We start from the raw sequence: 18,312 nt of genomic DNA, 5'->3' as shown, positions 1-18,312 counted from the left end.
ATCCCTACATGTAGTGGTGAGGTGGCTACAGGCCCCCACAAGTTGTGGTTGATCATGGACCCTGGGTCTTCCGGACCTCTTCGATCGCCTATGCTTGGGGCTGCTTCGTGAGGCCCCTGGGGCCCGGCGAGGCCATCGAGTCTGCTGTGAGGAGGGTTGGAGATCATGCACTGCCCCTTCTGCAGGCACCCCGACAGCCGTGTGGTCGACAGTCGTACGACCGACGACGGCACGTCGATCCGCAGGCGCCGCCAGTGCCCGGACTGCTCCCGTCGTTTCACGACGGTGGAGACGTGTTCGCTCATGGTGGTGAAGCGGTCCGGTGTCACCGAGCCGTTCAGCCGCACCAAGGTGATCAACGGTGTGCGCAAGGCGTGCCAGGGACGCCCCGTGACCGAGGACGCGCTCGCGCAGCTCGGCCAGCGGGTCGAGGAGGCGGTGCGGGCCACCGGGAGTGCCGAGCTGACCACCCACGACGTGGGGCTGGCCATACTCGGCCCGTTGCAGGAGCTCGACCTCGTCGCCTATCTGCGGTTCGCCTCGGTCTACCGGGCGTTCGACTCGCTGGAGGACTTCGAGGCCGCCATCGCCGAACTGCGCGAGGCGACGCCGGACCACGCGGCGGACGGCGGGCGATCCGAGGGCGCGGCCGCGGGGAGCCAGGAAGACCAGAGCGGAACGGGACGGACCGGCCAGGTCCCCGTGCCCGCGCGCGCCGCCGACTGAGCGGACGGCGCACCGAAGACCTGTCGCGGGTGGCAACTGAGGGTGCCCGCGACACCGGACAGAACACGTGCCCTGGGAACACAGGGGCATTTCAGGGCGTTTTCGCCCGTACATGGGAGGCGGCATGACAGAGACGGCGAGCGGTCCGGCACGAGGTTCCCGCACCAAGGGCACCAAGGCCGGCAAGGGGCTGCGCATCGAGCGCGTCCACACCACCCCCGGCGTGCACCCGTACGACGAGGTGGCGTGGGAGCCCCGTGACGTCGTCATGACCAACTGGCGCGACGGCTCGATCAACTTCGAGCAGCGTGGCGTCGAGTTCCCCGACTTCTGGTCGGTGAACGCGGTCAACATCGTCACCAGCAAGTACTTCCGGGGTGCTGTCGGCACCCCGCAGCGGGAGACCGGGCTCAAGCAGCTCATCGACCGCATCGTGAAGACGTACCGCAAGGCCGGCGAGGACCACTCCTACTTCGCCTCGCCCGCCGATGCCGAGATCTTCGAGCACGAGCTGGCCTACGCCCTGCTGCACCAGATCTTCAGCTTCAACAGCCCGGTCTGGTTCAACGTCGGCACGCCGCAGCCCCAGCAGGTCTCCGCCTGCTTCATCCTGTCCGTCGACGACTCCATGGAGTCGATCCTCGACTGGTACAAGGAAGAGGGCATGATCTTCAAGGGCGGTTCGGGCGCCGGTCTGAACCTGTCCCGCATCCGCTCCTCCAAGGAGCTGCTCTCCTCGGGCGGCAACGCCTCCGGCCCCGTCTCCTTCATGCGGGGTGCCGACGCCTCCGCCGGAACCATCAAGTCCGGTGGCGCCACCCGCCGTGCGGCCAAGATGGTCGTCCTCGACGTCGATCACCCCGACATCGAGGACTTCATCCAGACGAAGGTCAGCGAGGAGGAGAAGATCCGCGTCCTGCGCGACGCGGGCTTCGACATGGACCTGGGCGGCGACGACATCACGTCCGTCCAGTACCAGAACGCCAACAACTCGGTCCGCGTGAACGACGAGTTCATGCGCGCGGTCGAGAACGGCACCGACTTCGGCCTGCGGGCCCGTATGACCGGTGAGGTCATCGAGGAGGTCGACGCCAAGGCGCTCTTCCGCAAGATCGCCGAGGCTGCCTGGGCCTGTGCCGACCCGGGCATCCAGTACGACGACATGATCAACAACTGGCACACCTGCCCCGAGTCCGGCCGGATCACCGCGTCGAACCCGTGCAGCGAGTACATGCACCTGGACAACACGTCCTGCAACCTGGCCTCGCTGAACCTGATGAAGTTCCTGAAGGACGACGGCAAGGGCAACCAGTCCTTCGAGACCGAGCGCTTCCAGAAGGTCGTCGAGCTGGTCATCACCGCGATGGACATCTCGATCTGCTTCGCGGACTTCCCGACCCAGAAGATCGGCGAGAACACCCGCGCCTTCCGCCAGCTCGGCATCGGCTACGCCAACCTCGGCGCCCTGCTGATGGCGACCGGCCACGCGTACGACTCCGACGGCGGCCGCGCCCTCGCCGGCGCCATCACCTCGCTGATGACCGGCACGGCCTACCGCCGCTCCGCCGAACTGGCCGCGGTCGTCGGCCCGTACGACGGCTACGCCCGCAACGCCGACGCCCACAAGCGCGTCATGAAGCAGCACGCCGACGCCAACGCCACGGCCGTCCACATGGACGACCTGGACAACCCGGTGTGGGCCGCCGCCACGGAGGCGTGGCAGGACGTGATCCGCCTGGGCGAGAAGAACGGTTTCCGTAACTCGCAGGCGTCCGTGCTCGCCCCGACCGGCACCATCGGTCTGGCGATGTCCTGTGACACCACCGGTGTCGAGCCGGACCTCGCGCTGGTGAAGTTCAAGAAGCTCGTCGGCGGCGGTTCGATGCAGATCGTCAACGGCACCGTGCCGCAGGCCCTGCGCCGCCTGGGCTACCAGGAGGAGCAGATCGAGGCGGTCGTCGCCCACATCGCCGAGAACGGCAATGTCATCGACGCCCCCGGTCTCAAGCCCGAGCACTACGAGGTGTTCGACTGCGCCATGGGCGAGCGCGCCATCTCCCCGATGGGCCACGTCCGCATGATGGCCGCGATCCAGCCCTGGATCTCCGGTGCCATCTCCAAGACGGTCAACATGCCGGAGACGGCGACCGTCGAGGAGGTCGAGGAGATCTACTTCGAGGCGTGGAAGCTGGGCGTCAAGGCGCTCGCGATCTACCGCGACAACTGCAAGGTCGGCCAGCCGCTCTCCGCCAAGAAGAAGGAGGAGGAGAAGGTCGAGGTCACCGGCAAGGCCGAGGCGACCATCCGCGAGGCCGTGGAGAAGGTCGTCGAGTACCGCCCGGTCCGCAAGCGCCTGCCCAAGGGCCGTCCCGGCATCACCACGTCCTTCACGGTCGGTGGCGCCGAGGGCTACATGACCGCCAACTCCTACCCGGACGACGGTCTCGGCGAGGTCTTCCTGAAGATGTCCAAGCAGGGCTCCACGCTCGCGGGCATGATGGACGCCTTCTCCATCGCCGTGTCGGTCGGCCTCCAGTACGGCGTGCCGCTGGAGACCTACGTCTCGAAGTTCACCAACATGCGCTTCGAGCCGGCCGGTATGACCGACGACCCGGACGTGCGGATGGCGCAGTCGATCGTCGACTACATCTTCCGCCGCCTGGCGCTGGACTTCCTGCCCTTCGAGACCCGCTCCGCGCTCGGCATCCACTCCGCCGAGGAGCGTCAGCGTCACCTGGAGACCGGTTCGTACGAACCGTCCCTCGAGGAGGACGAGGTCGACGTCGAGGGTCTGGCCCAGTCCGCTCCGCGTCACACCGAGCTGACGGCCGTCGCCCCGCCGAGGACCGAGCCGGAGGCCGCCAAGCCGGCCCCCAAGCAGGCCCACACCAGCGCCGAGCTGGTCGAGATGCAGCTCGGCATCCAGGCCGACGCCCCGCTCTGCTTCTCCTGCGGCACCAAGATGCAGCGCGCCGGCTCCTGCTACATCTGCGAGGGCTGCGGCTCGACCAGCGGTTGCAGCTGATCAACGGCTGAGCCCGTGACACGGGCCCGGTGAAGGGGCGTCGGCCGGTGGGCCGGCGCCCCCTTCGCCGTCAGGATCCTCAGATACGGCGTTTGGAGCCCATGACCCGGGTGAAGGTCGCCGGGTCCTCGTCGAAGCCGTGGACGCCCGCGCGGAGGGACCACTCACCGGAGGTGTCGCGGGTGAACTCGGCGACGACGGCCGCCGTGGCGTCCCGGGCGGCGGTGAAGTCGGCCTCGAAGAGGGTCGTGTGGCCCTCGGTGACACGCACCGCCGGGTTCAGGACCGAGGCGAACGTGGAGCGGCTCCGGCCCTGCTGTATGACGACACCGACCACCACGCGCGTGTAGCGGGCGTCCAGGCGGCCGAGTTCGAGCTTCATGACCTCGTCCCAGCCGAACCCCTTGCCGTCGGGGCTGTCCCGGTTGAGGAAGATCGTGCCGTCCGGGGAGCGGCTGTCGAAGTGCACCAGATAGGCCGGTTCCCCGTACGCGTCCGCCGCGGTGAACGTCGCGGCGACGATGTCCAGGTCGGCGGGCGGCCGCCCAGCCGGACTGGGGTCCCACTTGAGCGCGACCTCGACCTCGCGGATTCCCTTGCTGACCCCGGTCACCGGACCTCCCCTTCCCTCTGCAGCGCCATCGTCCCCAACTCCCTTGTCGCTGGGACCTTTTCCCATCGTGTCATGCATGCGGCACCGGTGCGCGGGCGAACTCCGCCAGAGCGTGACCGACGCCACGCCCGGTGGCCTTACGATGGCGCGGTGCTGGTCAAGTGGATTCGCTGCACCGTGGTGGACCGTCGCGGGTTCGAGCGCGGGCAGCGGAAATGGGCGGGGCTTCTGGGGGAGCCGGGGTTTCGGGGACAGGGCGGGGGCTGGAGCCGGCACCGGCCGGGAGTGGCGCACATCTTCGCCTTCTGGGAGAGCCGCGCCTTCTACGACTCCTTCATGGCCCGCTCGCACGACCGGCTGGCCGCGTCCCAGTCCGGGACGTTCAAGGACTCCCAGGCCAGGCTGTTCGAGTACCGCTTCGACGTGAAGACCGGCTTCGAACCCCGCTTCACCGACGCCGACCTGGTCCGGGTCGCCCTGTGCCGGGTCCACGAGGAGCGCGTCGAGCATTTCACGCTGATGCAGGAGAAGGTCTGGAACCCGGCGATGGCCGGATCGCCCGGCATGATCCGGGGCATGTTCGGGGAGGCGGAGCGCGACTTCCTGGTGCTGTCGATGTGGCGCGCGGCGGCCGAACACGGAAAGTACCGCACCGAACGCGTGGAGCGGCTGGCGCTGCGCGCCCAGACCGAGGCCGACATAGCCTCTCTCACCGGCGACATCGTGGAACTCGAGCCCTCCTGGACGGTCTGACCCCGGCGAGCGGTGTGACCTACGCTGTATGAGGGCCGTACGAGTGTCCGACCCCGTCCCGCTCCCCGTAGGGTTTCCGACATGGCACGACCACGGCGCATCGTCCTTGTCCGGCACGGGGAGTCAGTGGGCAACGTCGATGACTCCGTGTACGAGCGTGAGCCCGACCACGCCCTCGCGCTCACCGACCGCGGCCGGAAGCAGGCGGAGGAGACCGGCGAGCACCTGCGGGAGATCTTCGGCGACGAGCGCGTGAGCGTCTACGTCTCCCCCTACCGCCGCACCCACGAGACCCTGGACACCTTCCGGCTCGACCCGGACCTCATACGCGTGCGCGAGGAGCCCCGGCTGCGCGAGCAGGACTGGGGCAACTGGCAGGAACGCGACGACGTGAAGCTCCAGAAGGCGTACCGGGACGCGTACGGGCACTTCTTCTTCCGCTTCCCGCAGGGCGAGTCCGGTGCCGACGTGTACGACCGGGTCGGCGGCTTCCTGGAGAGCCTGTTCCGCAGCTTCGAGGAGCCCGACCATCCGCCGAACGTCCTCCTGGTGACGCACGGCCTGGCGATGCGGCTGTTCTGCATGCGGTGGTTCCACTGGACGGTGGCCGAGTTCGAGTCCCTGTCGAATCCGGGGAACGCCGAGGTGCGCACGCTCGTTCTCGGGGAGGACGGCAAGTACGCCCTCAACAGGCCCTTCGAGCGCTGGCGGGACCCGGTCCCGCACTGGATCGACCGATAGGCTGGCGGGAAGATGACCCCTGACTCCTCCCCCCTCCCCTCCGGGCGCCTGGAGCGCGCCCTGGCCAGCCTGCGCGGCCTCGCGGTGGGTGACGCGCTCGGCTCCCAGTTCTTCGTCCCGGTGAACCACCCGCTGCTCAAGCGGCGCGAGCTGCCCGCCGGGACCTGGCAGTGGACCGACGACACGGAGATGGCCTGCTCCGTCGTCTCGGTCCTGGTCACCCACCGGATGGTCCACCAGGACGAGCTCGCCCGGTCCTTCGCCCAGCACCACGACTTCGACCGGGGCTACGGTCCGGCCGTGAACCGCCTGCTCCGGCTCGTCCGCGAGGGCGCCGACTGGCGTGAACTCGCCGCCCAGCTCTTCGACGGCCGGGGCTCCTGGGGCAACGGCGCCGCGATGCGCATTGCGCCCCTGGGCGCCTGGTACGCCGACGACCCCGAGCAGGCGACCCATCAGGCCGAGATCTCCGCCTACACCACCCACCAGCACCGCGAAGCGGTGGCCGGCGCCATGGCCGTGGCCGCCGCCGCCGCGCTGGCGGCCGCTCCGGGCGGCCCGCCGGCTCCCGAGGCCCTCCTGGACGACGTGATCGCCCTGGTGCCCCGGAGCGCCGTGGGCGCCGGTCTGCGCCGTGCGCGGGACATGCTCGACTACGGGGACGCGGCCACCGTGGCGGCCGTCCTCGGCTGCGGGCGCCGGACCAGCGCGCACGACACCGTCCCGTTCGCCCTGTGGTCGGCAGCGCGAGCCCTCGGTGACTTCGAGCACGCCTTCTGGACCACCGCCGAGGCCGGTGGTGACGTGGACACGACGTGCGCGATCGTCGGCGGTGTCCTGGCCGCCGGCGCGGCGGGAACGCCGCCCGCGCGGTGGCTGGAACGGACCGAGTCGCTGCCGGCGTGGGTGCCGCACCGCGTGTGAGGCCCGGGCCTGGGATGTGACGTTCCCGGCTGGGAGGGACCGGGGTGTCGGGGTGGCAGCGGGGCGGCGTAGGCTGGGTGCGCCATGCCGTACGAACCACCCACTCATACCGTCGAGCGCTCCCTTCGCGCCACGACCGGGGCGAAGGTCATCGCCGGCGTCGACGAAGTGGGGCGGGGCGCCTGGGCCGGCCCCGTCACCGTCTGCGCGGCGGTCACCGGACTGCGCCGCCCGCCCGAAGGGCTCACCGACTCCAAGCTCCTGACGGTCAAGCGCCGTGCGGAACTGGACGGGATACTGCGCTCCTGGGTGACGGCCTTCGCCCTCGGTCACGCCTCCCCGGAGGAGATCGACGACCTGGGCATGACCGCCGCCCTGCGGCTGGCCGCCGTCCGTGCCCTTCAAGCCCTGCCGGTCAGGCCGGAGGCCGTCATCCTCGACGGCAAGCACGACTACCTGGGCGCGCCCTGGCAGGTGCGCACGGTGATCAAGGGTGACCAGTCCTGCGTGGCCGTCGCGGCGGCCTCGGTGATCGCCAAGGTGTACCGCGACAAAATGATGGCCGAACTCGGTGCCGGCCATGCAGACTTCGGATTCGCGGACAACGCCGGGTATCCGTCGCCGGTGCACAAGGCCGCACTGGAGGAGCGGGGCCCCACCCCGTACCACCGTCTGTCATGGGCGTATCTTGATGCGCTGCCCCGGTGGCGGCACCTCAAGAAGGTCCGCAGCCTCGTGGACGGCGGCGTTCCGGTGATCGAGGGCCAGCTCGGCTTCGATTTCTGACGCTTCCGCCCGCCGCCGATGTGCCACCCGGCCGTCGGCGTCGTACCAACGTTTGATAAAAATCAGCTCATGCCTCTCCTTCCCGAGGAGCCTCAGATTTACGAGAGTGCCCAGGGTCCCGTCGCGACTCCGGCCAGCAGCCGCGTCGCACCGACCCCTCGTCCCGTACCCGGCCCCCGCCCCGCGGCTCCGGCCCGCCCCGGCCGGCCCGGCCCCCCGCGGCCCGCGCCGCCGGCGCAGCGCGCGCCGCGTGACGTGGCCCCGGCCAAGCCGGGCCCGTCCGGCCCGGCCGTTCCCGCCACCCCCGCTGCCGGTCCCCAGATCCAGCTGATCCCGGCCTCGCCCGAGGGCGCGCTCGACGCCGCCGAGGAGGCGCTGGACCTGCTGCTCGACTCCGGCCGCGCCCCCGGCGAGGTGCTGGTGCTCACCACGGGTGCCAGGCACCCGTGGGCCGAGCACGAGCTGTCCTTCGGCGAGGCGTCCTACTGGGCGCAGCACGACGCCGGTGACGACGTGTTCTACGCCGACGGCGCCGTGGCCGCCCGGGCCTCCTCCCGGCCCGTGGTCATCGTCGCCGTCAACGGGGACGCCGCCGCTGCCGCCGCCGCCCTGCCGGTCGCCCTCACGCGGGCCGGAGTCCTGCTGATCGTCTGCGGTGACCCGCAGCAGATCAACTCGGTGCTGGGCGCCGGGGTCTGACCCCCTCGCACGACCGAAGGCGCCGCGCGCGCCGGACAGCCACTCTGCCGTGATGAAGCGGCGGGCGGCTGTTCGGTCCGCGCGGCGCCGTGTCGCGTGGAACAGCCGCTGCGGCGGGACCCGGTTCGCTCAGCGGGCCGCGGCCCGGCGCATGACCTCGGAGACCGGCCCTCCGGTGCGCGGCATCAGGGGCGGCGACCCGGACAGCGCGAAGGACTCCGGCGTGGAGTGCGCGTGGGGATGGCGTCCGCCGCGTCCCTCACCGAGCACCTGCCAGCCGTCGTGCGTCAGCGTGATGTACGCGCCGCAGCGCAGCCCGTGCAGCGTGCAGGCGTCGCGCAGCCCCCACATCCAGGCGCCGTCCTCCTCCGTCCAGCGTGCGTCGCCCTCGCGGCAGTACAGCAGTACGGCGGTGCGCACCGGGGTCCGGCGGCGCAGGTCGTGCGGGATGACCCGGCGCAACTGGTCCAGCAGCGCGTTGCGGAACATCCAGCCGTCCGCCGGGGCGGACCGCCGGGTGAACGAGGCGCTGGCCAGCAGCCGTTCTTCCGGATCCAGGACGGCCACGATCGCGGTGGACGGCCTCGGGCGATGGCGGACGTGCAGGCCGCCGACGACCTCGCGCGGATTGCGCAGCAGGGGGATTCCGGCGGCGGCCCACTCCGCGGGTTCGAGCAGGCGGCTGACGGAAGCGGTGGACGCGGACGTCGACAGCGAGGCCGCCGAGGACGAGGCGAATCCGAAGGTCACGTTCCTCCCTTCGGCTACGCGCCCACACTGCGGGCGAGGTCGGAATTCGGGGGAGCGCGCACCGCAGTGAAGCCCAGCCGGAACACGGCCGAGCCGTGCGGGGAGCGGACCTCAATTCTTCCTGGCGAACTTCGATGCGGCAACGAGCAATTGAGGCCGCCGACGTTTATCCGATGTTCCGGGGCTTATATCCCTACCCACGGAGACCGGTGACGACGCCTGGGACGCCGCGGTGTCGCCGGGAGGAGCGTTCAGGCGCTGATGCGGGCAGAGGATTCCCCCTCGTCGTCCTCACCGTCCTCGTCCTCCGCCTCCACCGGCCGCTGCGCCAGCAGGCGTTCGGCGCGGTCGGGCGCGAGATCCAGGGTGGGCATGAGCTGGGGCAGGGTGATGCTGGGCAGCAGATGTCTCAGCAGGACGGTAACCCGCTCGCTGAGGTCGGCGCGCTCGCACAGGATCTGCGACATCCACTGGACGCCGGTGAAGGAGCCGGCGAGCAGTTCGGCGGTCTCCGCGGGGTCGACGTGCGGGAGCAGCTCGCCCTGTTCCCGCGCCTCCACGAGCAGCTGGGTCAGCCGGTTCGCCCAGGACTGGAACGGCGTGCCGTGGAACGGGTTGCCGCGCTCCTGCCCCTCTCCCCACTGGTCCATCGCCAGACCCACGCTGGCCCGTGTCAACGGGTCGTGCCGTAGCTGGTGCGCGAACAGCAACCCCTGGTCGATGAGTTCCTGCATCTTGGTGCGCTGCGGGGGCAGGGGGCCCACTTCGAGCTGGGCCGCGATCACCCCGAGCGCCAGCTCCTCCTTCGAGGCGAAGTGGAAGTACAGGCCCCCCTTCGTGACCCTGGCGCGTGCGAGGATCTCGGTGATCGTGGCGGCGCTGTAACCGCGTTCGTCGAAGACGGCGGCCGCTGCCAGCAGGATCGTCTTGCGGGTCTGGATCGCGCGTGCTTGGCGTGCCATGGGCTGTCGCCCCTGTTCCTATGTCAGAGCTTGGTCAGGTTCGCACACGAAGAGAACCGGACTGTCAGTATTTTGTCGAGGGGGAACGAGCCTTGATCACACCGGACTCAAAGGGCAATCCATGTCTGAAGGCATTAGCTTCATAGCCGATCGCGTCGGCCTCGGCACCTCATCGGCCGTACGGACGGTCATGACACAGGCACCGGACCCCGCCGCACCGCCCGAAGACCAGACCGACCCGCAGGTTCTTGTACCCGACTCCGGCGACACCGGTCAACCTCCCGCACGCGGCGGCCGGGCCACCGTCGAACTCGTGCACCGGCCGGACGCCGAAGACGCCTTCCCCGTGGAATGGACCCGGTTGGCCGAGCACCGTTACCTGGTCACCGCCGACTGGCCGGCCGCCCACCGCTTCTTCGCCCCGCTCCCCGGCGGCGTCCAGGACCCGCTGCTGGTCGCGGAGACCATGCGGCAGACCGCGATGATGCTGGCCCACGCCGAGTACGGCGTCCCGGCCGACCATCACTTCGTCATGTGGGACATGGATTACGCCCTCACCGCGGCCGGCTTCGGCCTCGCGGACGCCTCCGGCCGCATCGACGTCTTCGTGGATTGCTCCGAGGTCCAGATGCGGGCCAGGAGCCTGGCCGGGATGAGGGTACGGCTCACCTTCGAGCGCGACGGGCGTCTGCTGGCCACGAGCACGGGCAGCCTGAGCTGCACCTCGGAGCGGGCCTACCGCAGGCTGCGCGGCGAAAAGCTGCTCGCCACCGGTGGCTCCGCGGCGCCGCCGGCCGGTGTACCGGCCGAGCGGGTCGGGCGCAACGCCCCCCGGGACGTCGTACTCGCCCCCTCGGAGGAGGGGGGCGCGTGGTGGCTGCGGCTGGACACCGCCCATCCCACGCTCTTCGCGCGGGCCAACGACCACGTCCCCGGCATGGTGCTCCTGGAGGCGGCCCGGCAGGCCGCTGTCGCGCTGGCCCCCGAGGGCCGCTTCCTGCCCGCCTCGCTGGCGATCGACTTCTACCGGTACGCCGAACTGAACGAGCCGTGTCTCGTCCGCGCCCGGTGTGAAACCTCCCCCAAGGGTGATGTCCGCGTCCACGTCGAGGGCGTCCAGGGCGACGAGACCGTCTTCACGGCCACCCTCGGCGACACCCCGGGGGTGGCCCGATGACCCGGCGCGTGCTCATCACCGGATCGAGCGGTTTCATCGGCGGACACGTGCTGAAGGCGGCCCGCGCCGCCGAGGACGTACGGCTCCGGCTGCTGGTCCGCACCCCGCCGCCCGCGCCCGACCCCGACATCGAGTACGTGCGGGGCGACCTCACCGATCCCGCCTCGCTGCGCGGTGCGTGCGCGGGCGTCGACGCCGTCCTGCACTGCGCCGGGATGATCGGCGGCGACGCGGAGCTGCTGCGCCAGGCCAACGACCTAGGCGCCCGTGCCCTGGCGGACGAGGTACGGCACGCCGGGGTCGCGAGGTTCGTTTACCTCGGCACGGCCGCCGTGCACGGACGGGGGCCCTTTCGCGACGTGCGGCCCGGTGAGGTGCCCGTCGCCCCCGCCTCCGACACCAGCCGCACCCGCGCGGCCGCCGAGGAGCACGTGCTCGCGGCGGGCGGAACGGTTCTGCGTCCCCATCTCGTCCACGGCAGGGGCGACCGCTGGGTGATCCCCGGCATCCTGGCCCTGCTGCGCACCCTGGGCGGACTGCCGGACGGCTGGGCCGGGCTCCAGTCGATGATCGACGCGGACACCCTGGGCCGGGCCGCGTTCGCGGCGGCCACGACGGGACCGGCGGACGGCGGGGCACGCGTCCACTACGTCACGCACCCCGAGCCCGTACCGGGGGAGCTGCTGCTGTCCACCGTGGCGGAGACCTTCGGGGTCTTCGCCAAGGACGCCCCGCGCGTCTCGGTCAGGACCGCCCGGCAGCGGGTGGCCGGCCACCCTGTCGCCGGCCACCACCTCGGCATGCTCGCCGTCGACCACTGGTTCACCGACGAGTCGCTCTGGAGCGTCTCCGGTGCCGAGCCGGGCCCCGGATTCGCCGCGCGCTTCCCGGCGTACGCCGACTGGTACCGCGGCCAGGCCGGTTTGCCGGGGCTGGAATCCGGGCGTCCACCGAAGTCGGCAGGGACGCCGTGATGTGAGGCGGCGTTTCCCGCCTCACCGCCACGCGCGTGTGGCCGGGATCCGGGAAACGCGCGGCGCGGCTCGTCCCACATCCGGGCGCCCCTGGTAGGACCGGATCATGACGCGAGGAACCGGCAGCCACCTGCTCGCCACCAGCCTGCGCTCCCTCAAGGTGCGCAACTTCCGGCTCTTCGCGGCGGGCCAGATCGCCTCCGCCACCGGCACCTGGATGATGGCCGTCGCCCAGGACTGGCTCGTACTCAAGCTGACCGGCGACTCCGGCGGGGCCCTCGCCACCGTCACCGCCCTGCAGTTCACCCCGGTCCTGCTGCTGACCCTCTACGGCGGCAGGCTCGCCGACCGGTACGACAAGCGAGCCCTCCTGACCGGGGCCAACATCGCCTCCGGCGCCTTCGCCCTGGCCCTCGGCCTGCTGGTCACCGCCGACGCCGCCCGGCTGTGGCACGTCCACGTCGCGGCGGTCGCGCTCGGCGTGGCCAACGCCGTGGAAGTGCCGGCCCGCCTGTCCTTCATCACCGAACTCGTCGGCCCCGAGCTGCTCCCCAACGCCTCCTCGCTGAGCGGTGCCTACTTCAACGCCGCGCGCGTTCTGGGTCCTTCGCTGGCCGGGCTGCTCATCCAGTGGTCGGGCACGGGGACCGTCATGCTGCTCAACGCCGCCAGCTACACGGCCACCGTCGCCGGGCTGCGTGCCATGCGCCCGGCGGAGCTGCACCGTGCGCCCCGCCCCGGCACGCCCGCGCGCGTGATCGACGGTCTGGCGTATCTGCGGACCCGGCCCGACCTGCTCGCGACACTCGCCCTGGTCGCGGCGGTCGCCCTCTTCGGCCTCAACCTCCCTCTGACGCTGCCGCTCATGGCCCGCGTCGTGTTCCACACCGACGCCGCCTCCTTCGGCCTCCTCACCGCCGCGCTCGCCGGTGGCTCCCTGCTGGCCGCACTGGTCGGCACCCTGCGGCGGAACCGCCCCTCCGCGCGGCTGGTGGCCGCCTGGGGATGCGCCTTCGGGGCACTGGAGCTGCTCACGGGGCGGGCACCTGACCTGCCCGTCGCGCTGGTGCTGCTGGTGCCGACCGGATTCGCCTCGCTGTACTTCGTCCAGGCGGCGAACCACCGCATCCAGCTGGGCGGCGACCCCGCTCACCGTGGCCGGGTGATGGCTCTCTACACCGTGATCCTGCAGGGCAGCACCCCGCTCGGCGCCCTCTTCGTCGGTGTCGCCACCCACACCCTCGGCGCCCGCTCGGGGCTGTGGGCGGGCGGGCTGATCGCGCTGACCGCCGCCCTCGTCGCGCTGGCCGGGGCACGCGCGGACGCACCGGTACCGGCTCCCGAGGACGAGCGGGTCGGGCCGGCCGGGAGCCGTCCCTGAGGCGAGTGGCCGGATGTCGGTGGGGTGCTGTTGCATGGGGGCATGAACGACCTGGAGCAGCTGCGCACCGAAGCCGACGCCGTCCTCGCCGAGCTGGTCGGCGCGCCGGAGGGTTCGGCACGGCTGCGGGAGGACCAGTGGGAGGCGGTCGAGGCCCTGGTGATGGACCGGCGCCGGGCCCTGGTCGTGCAGCGCACCGGGTGGGGCAAGTCGGCGGTGTACTTCGTGGCCACCGCGCTGCTCCGCCGTCGCGGCTCGGGTCCCACGGTGATCGTCTCGCCGCTGCTGGCGCTCATGCGCAACCAGGTCGAGTCGGCCGCCCGGGCCGGCATCCAGGCCCGCACCATCAACTCGGCCAACCCCGAGGAGTGGGACGCCATCCACGAGGAGGTGGAACGCGGCGAGGTCGACGTGCTGCTGGTGAGCCCGGAACGGCTCAACTCCGTCGACTTCCGCGACCGCATGCTGCCCAAGCTGGCGGCCACCACCGGCCTGCTGGTCGTGGACGAGGCGCACTGCATCTCGGACTGGGGCCACGACTTCCGCCCCGACTACCGCAGGCTGCGCACCATGCTCCAGGAGCTGGCGCCCGGCGTGCCGGTGCTCGCCACCACCGCCACGGCCAACGCGCGCGTCACGGCCGACGTCGCCGAGCAACTGGGCACCGGCGCGGGTGAGGCACTGGTGCTGCGGGGGCGGCTGGACCGGGAGAGTCTGCGGCTCGGCGTGGTGCGGCTGCCCGATGCGGCGCACCGGCTGGCGTGGCTGGCCGAGCACCTGCACGAGCTGCCGGGCTCCGGGATCATCTACACGCTGACCGTCTCGGCCGCCGAGGAGGTCACCGCCTACCTCCGCGCACGCGGTTTCGCCGTCGCTTCCTACACCGGCCGCACGGAGAACGCCGACCGCCAGCAGGCCGAGGCCGATCTGCTGGACAACCGGGTCAAGGCGCTGGTGGCGACCTCCGCCCTGGGCATGGGCTTCGACAAGCCGGACCTCGGCTTCGTGGTCCATCTCGGCTCGCCGTCCTCCCCGATCTCCTACTACCAGCAGGTGGGCCGCGCGGGCCGGGGCGTCGAGCACGCCGACGTCCTGCTGCTGCCGGGCAAGGAGGACGAGGCGATCTGGCGGTACTTCGCCGAGGTCGCCTTCCCGCCCGAGTCCCAGGTCCGCCAGACCCTGGCCGCCCTCGCGGGCGCGGGTCGCCCGCTGTCCGTGCCCGCGCTGGAGTCGCTGGTGGATCTCCGGCGCACCCGGCTGGAGCTGATGCTCAAGGTGCTGGACGTGGACGGTGCCGTGCACCGGGTGAAGGGAGGCTGGACGGCCACCGGGGCCGAATGGGTCTACGACGCCGAGCGCTACGCCTGGGTCGCCCGCCAGCGTGCCGCCGAACAGCAGGCCATGCGGGACTACGTCGGCACGGACGAGTGCCGGATGGCGTTCCTGCGCCGCCAGCTCGACGACGTGGAGATCACCCCGTGTGGGCGTTGCGACAACTGTTCGGGCGCCTGGATCGACGCGGCGGTCTCGGCCGAGGCGCTGACGGCCGCCGCCGGTGAGCTGGACCGGCCCGGTGTGGAGATCGAGCCGCGCCGCATGTGGCCCACGGGGATGCCCGCGCTGGGCATCGACCTCAAGGGCCGCATCCCGGCGAAGGAGCAGTGCGCCACCGGACGCGCCCTGGGCCGGCTCTCGGACATCGGCTGGGGCAACCGGCTGCGGCCGCTGCTGGCCGAGCAGACGCCTGACGGTCAGGTGCCGGAGGACGTGCTGAAGGCCGTCGTGGAGGTCCTCGCCGACTGGGCACGCTCGCCCGGTGGGTGGGCGTCGAACACTCCGGACGCCATGGCTCGTCCGGTCGGCGTCGTCGCCATGCCCTCGTCGAGCAGGCCGCGGCTCGTGGCCTCGCTCGCGGAGCGGGTGGCCGAGATCGGGCGCCTGCCGTATCTGGGCGCGCTCGCGTACACGAGGGAGGCAGGGGCGCATCAGGCGCGTCGCAGCAACTCCGCACAGCGGTTGCAGGCGCTGGCTCCGGCTTTCACGGTGCCGGGAGAGCTGGCGGCCGCTCTGGCGGACGCGCCGGGGCCGGTGCTGCTCGTCGACGACCGGACCGAGTCCGGGTGGAGTCTCGCGGTCGCGGCGCGGTTGCTGCGGCGGGCGGGAGCCGGGGAGGTTCTGCCCCTGGTGCTGGCCGCGACGGGGTGAGGCCGGTCTGCGCGGGGGCCGGTGCGCTCGGCCGAGTGGGCTGTCGTGTGCAGGTTTCGACTTGTCCACAGGGCAGTTGTCCACAGGGCCAGCGGGATTCTGAGATTCGCGGGATCGTCGGCGCATGACGAATCACGGCGAAACGACCGAACCCTTCGAGAACGGTGACATCGCGGCGGGAATGTCCTTCGAGGGGCAGCTCACGCCCGACACCCCGATCGCCCTGCGCACCCCCGCCGAGCTGGCCGACGCACTGCCGTACCTGCTGGGCTACCGCCCGGAGGACAGCATGGTCCTGGTCAGCCTGCTCGAACGGGGCAACCTCGGCGGGCGGGCACGCCTCGGCATTCCGGCCGGCGCCGAGGACTGGCAGGCGGCGGCGCGGCAGATCGCCAGAGGGCTGGTGATCGGGGCCCGACGACGGGGTTCCCCTCCCGAGCGGATCGTGGCCTACGTCTGCCAGGAGCCACGGCCGGGGGAGACGGGGCGGGACGTGATGCTCCGGCTCGCCCCGCTCGCTCAGTTGCTGCGCACCGAGTGCGGCAGTCTCGACGTACCGGTGATCGAGGCGCTGTGCGTCTCGGACACCCGCTTCTGGTCCTACGTCTGCCCGGTGGAGAGCTGCTGCCCGCCCGAGGGCACGCCGATGGGCATGCCGGGCACCTCGGCAATGGCGGCCGCGGCCACCTACGCGGGCATCCAGGTGCGGGGCTCGCTGCGGGAGCTGCGCGCGAGGATGCAGCCCTGGGAGACCTCGGCAGCGCTGGAGCAGGAGGTCGCACTGGACGCCGCCGGCATGTCGCTGGTGCCTCGCATCCTGGACGACGCGAGCCGTGCCGAGGTGGCCGAGGAAACGCTGGAGCTGGCCGGACGCGTCATCCGCCGGTTCGCCGAGGCCGTACCGGTGTCGGGCGTCCACCCCGCGGACGTCCGGGACGACGCGCTCGTCGGCCACGACGAGGCGGCCTCCCTCATCCTCGGCCTCCAGGACCGTACGACCCGTGACCGGGCGGCAGCCTGGATGGAGGGCGACGACGGCGCACCCGCCCTGCGGCTCTGGCGGGCCCTGGCCCGCCGCTGTGTCGGCCCGTACCGCGAACACGCGGCGGCTCCGCTGGCGCTGGCGGGCTGGGTCGCCTGGTCCACCGGCGACGACCTGGAGGCCCGGGAGGCCCTGGCCATGGCCCTGGGGGCCGACCCGCACTACCTCTTCGCCCAGCTCCTGCACCGGGCGTGCAACGAGGGCCTGGACCCGGAATCCATCCGCCGGTGCCTCCGGCGGGAACGCGACGGGCGGAGGCCGGGTGCGGTTCCGGCGTCGACCGCGCCGAACATCCCGGAGCAGCGATCCGGCTTCCGGCTCCCACCGGGTACGCCTCTCCCCGCGCAGGACGCGACCGTGGCGGACCCTGCCACGCCTGCGCCCCGCAAGCGCCGCTCCGCCGGCGCGGGCGAGACCGCCCCCGGTAACACCGGTCCTGGCAGGACCGCCTCCTGTGACGCCGGCCCCTGCGTCCGTCAGCCGCGAGTCCCGTCCAGGCGCCCGACCCGCGCGCGCTCCGCCCCCTCCGGAGCAGGCAGGACCCGCCGCGACAAGGGGAACGGCTGAGCAGGCACCCCGAACCGTCCGATACCACCGGTCCCACCGGATTCACCGATCCTCCCACCGAACGGAGTGTTTATCGTCAGGAAGACGACTATGATCGCGGCATGCCCTACGACCCGTCAGCGTTCCCGCCCTTCGCCGTCACCGTGGATCTGGTCGTGCTGACCGTGCGCCGCCACGCCCTGTGCGCGCTGGCGGTACGCCGGGGCGAGTCGCCCTTCCAGGGGCGGTGGGCGCTCCCGGGCGGCTTCGTGCGGGACGACGAGGACCTCGCCCAGGCGGCGGCGCGCGAGCTGGCCGAGGAGACCGGGCTCCGGGCCCACGACCCGGACACTCCTGCGCAGGACCACGGCGCCCATCTGGAGCAGCTCGCCACGTACGGCGACCCGAAGCGTGATCCGCGTATGCGTGTGGTCAGCGTCGCCCACCTCGCCCTCGCGCCCGACCTCCCCGCTCCGCGCGCGGGCGGTGACGCGAGCAACGCGCGCTGGGCGCCGGTGGAGGAACTGCTCCAGCAGGGGGGTCACGGCCGCGACGGCGAGGCGATGGCACCCCTGGCCTTCGACCATGCGTTGATCCTTTCCGACGGGGTGGAGCGCGCCCGCTCCAAGATCGAGTACTCCTCGCTGGCCACCGCCTTCTGCCCGCCGGAGTTCACGGTCGGGGAGCTGCGCCGGGTCTACGAGGCGGTCTGGGGGGTGGCTCTCGACCCGCGGAACTTCCACCGCAAGGTCACCGGCACGCCCGGCTTCCTCGTCCCCACGGGCGGCACCACAACCCGCCAGGGCGGCCGGCCCGCGCAGCTGTTCAGGGCGGGCGGGGCCACCCTGCTCAATCCCCCGATGCTCCGTCCCGAGGTCTGAGACCAGGCGTCCGGCCATCACGGGCGCGGCAGTTGGGAAACCGCCGTGGGCGGGACGCTCATCGGGCAAGTGAGCCATGCAGGTTGACCCTCCGCCGAACTATCACCGGACAGAAGAGGTGATACCC

At 71.8% G+C, this 18,312-nt stretch carries 16 protein-coding genes; 13 read left to right on the top strand and 3 right to left on the bottom strand.

Going from position 1 to position 18,312, the window contains the following annotated elements; all coding sequences use genetic code 11:
- Positions 1-165 precede the first annotated feature (165 nt).
- Positions 166-726 carry a transcriptional regulator NrdR gene (gene nrdR, locus ACWCV3_RS24670; RefSeq protein ID WP_451228080.1) on the top strand — a complete coding sequence of 187 codons (561 nt, stop codon included), beginning with the start codon at positions 166-168 and terminating at the stop codon, positions 724-726.
- Between the two features lie 124 nt (positions 727-850).
- Complete coding sequence (locus ACWCV3_RS24665; protein ID WP_451228077.1) at positions 851-3,751, top strand: vitamin B12-dependent ribonucleotide reductase; 2,901 nt, start codon at positions 851-853, stop codon at positions 3,749-3,751.
- 79 nt (positions 3,752-3,830) lie between these two features.
- Here ACWCV3_RS24665 and ACWCV3_RS24660 read toward each other — a convergent pair whose 3' ends face one another.
- On the bottom strand, positions 3,831-4,364 hold the full coding sequence (locus tag ACWCV3_RS24660) for a TerD family protein (protein ID WP_451228074.1): 534 nt from the start codon (positions 4,362-4,364) through the stop codon (positions 3,831-3,833).
- 150 nt (positions 4,365-4,514) lie between these two features.
- On the opposite strand from ACWCV3_RS24660, the gene ACWCV3_RS24655 reads away from it, so the two are divergent.
- The 5 genes from ACWCV3_RS24655 to ACWCV3_RS24635 all read left to right on the top strand — a co-directional run bounded on the left by ACWCV3_RS24655 (position 4,515) and on the right by ACWCV3_RS24635 (position 8,267).
- The gene (locus tag ACWCV3_RS24655) at positions 4,515-5,117 is read left to right on the top strand and encodes a YdbC family protein (protein WP_451228071.1); all 603 of its coding nucleotides are present in this window, start codon (positions 4,515-4,517) and stop codon (positions 5,115-5,117) included.
- An 81-nt stretch (positions 5,118-5,198) separates the two neighbouring features.
- On the top strand, positions 5,199-5,858 hold the full coding sequence (locus ACWCV3_RS24650; RefSeq protein ID WP_451228068.1) for a histidine phosphatase family protein: 660 nt from the start codon (positions 5,199-5,201) through the stop codon (positions 5,856-5,858).
- Positions 5,859-5,870: 12 nt separating this feature from the next.
- Complete coding sequence (locus ACWCV3_RS24645; protein ID WP_451228065.1) at positions 5,871-6,782, top strand: ADP-ribosylglycohydrolase family protein; 912 nt, start codon at positions 5,871-5,873, stop codon at positions 6,780-6,782.
- 84 nt (positions 6,783-6,866) lie between these two features.
- The gene (locus ACWCV3_RS24640) at positions 6,867-7,568 is read left to right on the top strand and encodes a ribonuclease HII (protein WP_451228062.1); all 702 of its coding nucleotides are present in this window, start codon (positions 6,867-6,869) and stop codon (positions 7,566-7,568) included.
- A gap of 69 nt (positions 7,569-7,637) precedes the next feature.
- Positions 7,638-8,267 carry a hypothetical protein gene (locus tag ACWCV3_RS24635; RefSeq protein WP_451228059.1) on the top strand — a complete coding sequence of 210 codons (630 nt, stop codon included), beginning with the start codon at positions 7,638-7,640 and terminating at the stop codon, positions 8,265-8,267.
- Positions 8,268-8,396: 129 nt separating this feature from the next.
- Here ACWCV3_RS24635 and ACWCV3_RS24630 read toward each other — a convergent pair whose 3' ends face one another.
- A complete protein-coding gene (locus ACWCV3_RS24630) occupies positions 8,397-9,017 on the bottom strand; it encodes a hypothetical protein (protein WP_451228056.1) in 621 nt (206 codons plus the stop codon).
- A gap of 251 nt (positions 9,018-9,268) precedes the next feature.
- Complete coding sequence (locus tag ACWCV3_RS24625; RefSeq protein WP_451228053.1) at positions 9,269-9,979, bottom strand: ScbR family autoregulator-binding transcription factor; 711 nt, start codon at positions 9,977-9,979, stop codon at positions 9,269-9,271.
- A 190-nt stretch (positions 9,980-10,169) separates the two neighbouring features.
- On the opposite strand from ACWCV3_RS24625, the gene ACWCV3_RS24620 reads away from it, so the two are divergent.
- From ACWCV3_RS24620 to ACWCV3_RS24595, 6 genes are all read left to right on the top strand, one after another.
- The gene (locus tag ACWCV3_RS24620) at positions 10,170-11,156 is read left to right on the top strand and encodes a ScbA/BarX family gamma-butyrolactone biosynthesis protein (protein WP_451228050.1); all 987 of its coding nucleotides are present in this window, start codon (positions 10,170-10,172) and stop codon (positions 11,154-11,156) included.
- Positions 11,153-12,130, top strand: coding sequence for an NAD-dependent epimerase/dehydratase family protein (locus ACWCV3_RS24615; protein ID WP_451228047.1), 978 nt, complete (start codon positions 11,153-11,155; stop codon positions 12,128-12,130). The genes ACWCV3_RS24620 and ACWCV3_RS24615 overlap by 4 nt, the downstream gene beginning before the upstream one ends.
- 106 nt (positions 12,131-12,236) lie before the next feature.
- Complete coding sequence (locus ACWCV3_RS24610) at positions 12,237-13,511, top strand: MFS transporter (protein ID WP_451228044.1); 1,275 nt, start codon at positions 12,237-12,239, stop codon at positions 13,509-13,511.
- Between the two features lie 42 nt (positions 13,512-13,553).
- Complete coding sequence (locus ACWCV3_RS24605; RefSeq protein ID WP_451228041.1) at positions 13,554-15,716, top strand: RecQ family ATP-dependent DNA helicase; 2,163 nt, start codon at positions 13,554-13,556, stop codon at positions 15,714-15,716.
- Positions 15,717-15,840: 124 nt separating this feature from the next.
- Positions 15,841-17,325 (top strand): DUF4192 family protein, encoded by a 1,485-nt coding sequence (locus ACWCV3_RS24600; protein WP_451228038.1) that lies wholly within the window; start codon positions 15,841-15,843, stop codon positions 17,323-17,325.
- Positions 17,326-17,426: 101 nt separating this feature from the next.
- On the top strand, positions 17,427-18,185 hold the full coding sequence (locus tag ACWCV3_RS24595; RefSeq protein WP_451228036.1) for an NUDIX hydrolase: 759 nt from the start codon (positions 17,427-17,429) through the stop codon (positions 18,183-18,185).
- Positions 18,186-18,312: the final 127 nt, after the last annotated feature.

Source organism: Streptomyces sp. NPDC001781 (genome assembly GCF_053596035.1).
This window is presented reverse-complemented; position numbering and strand designations above follow the sequence as displayed.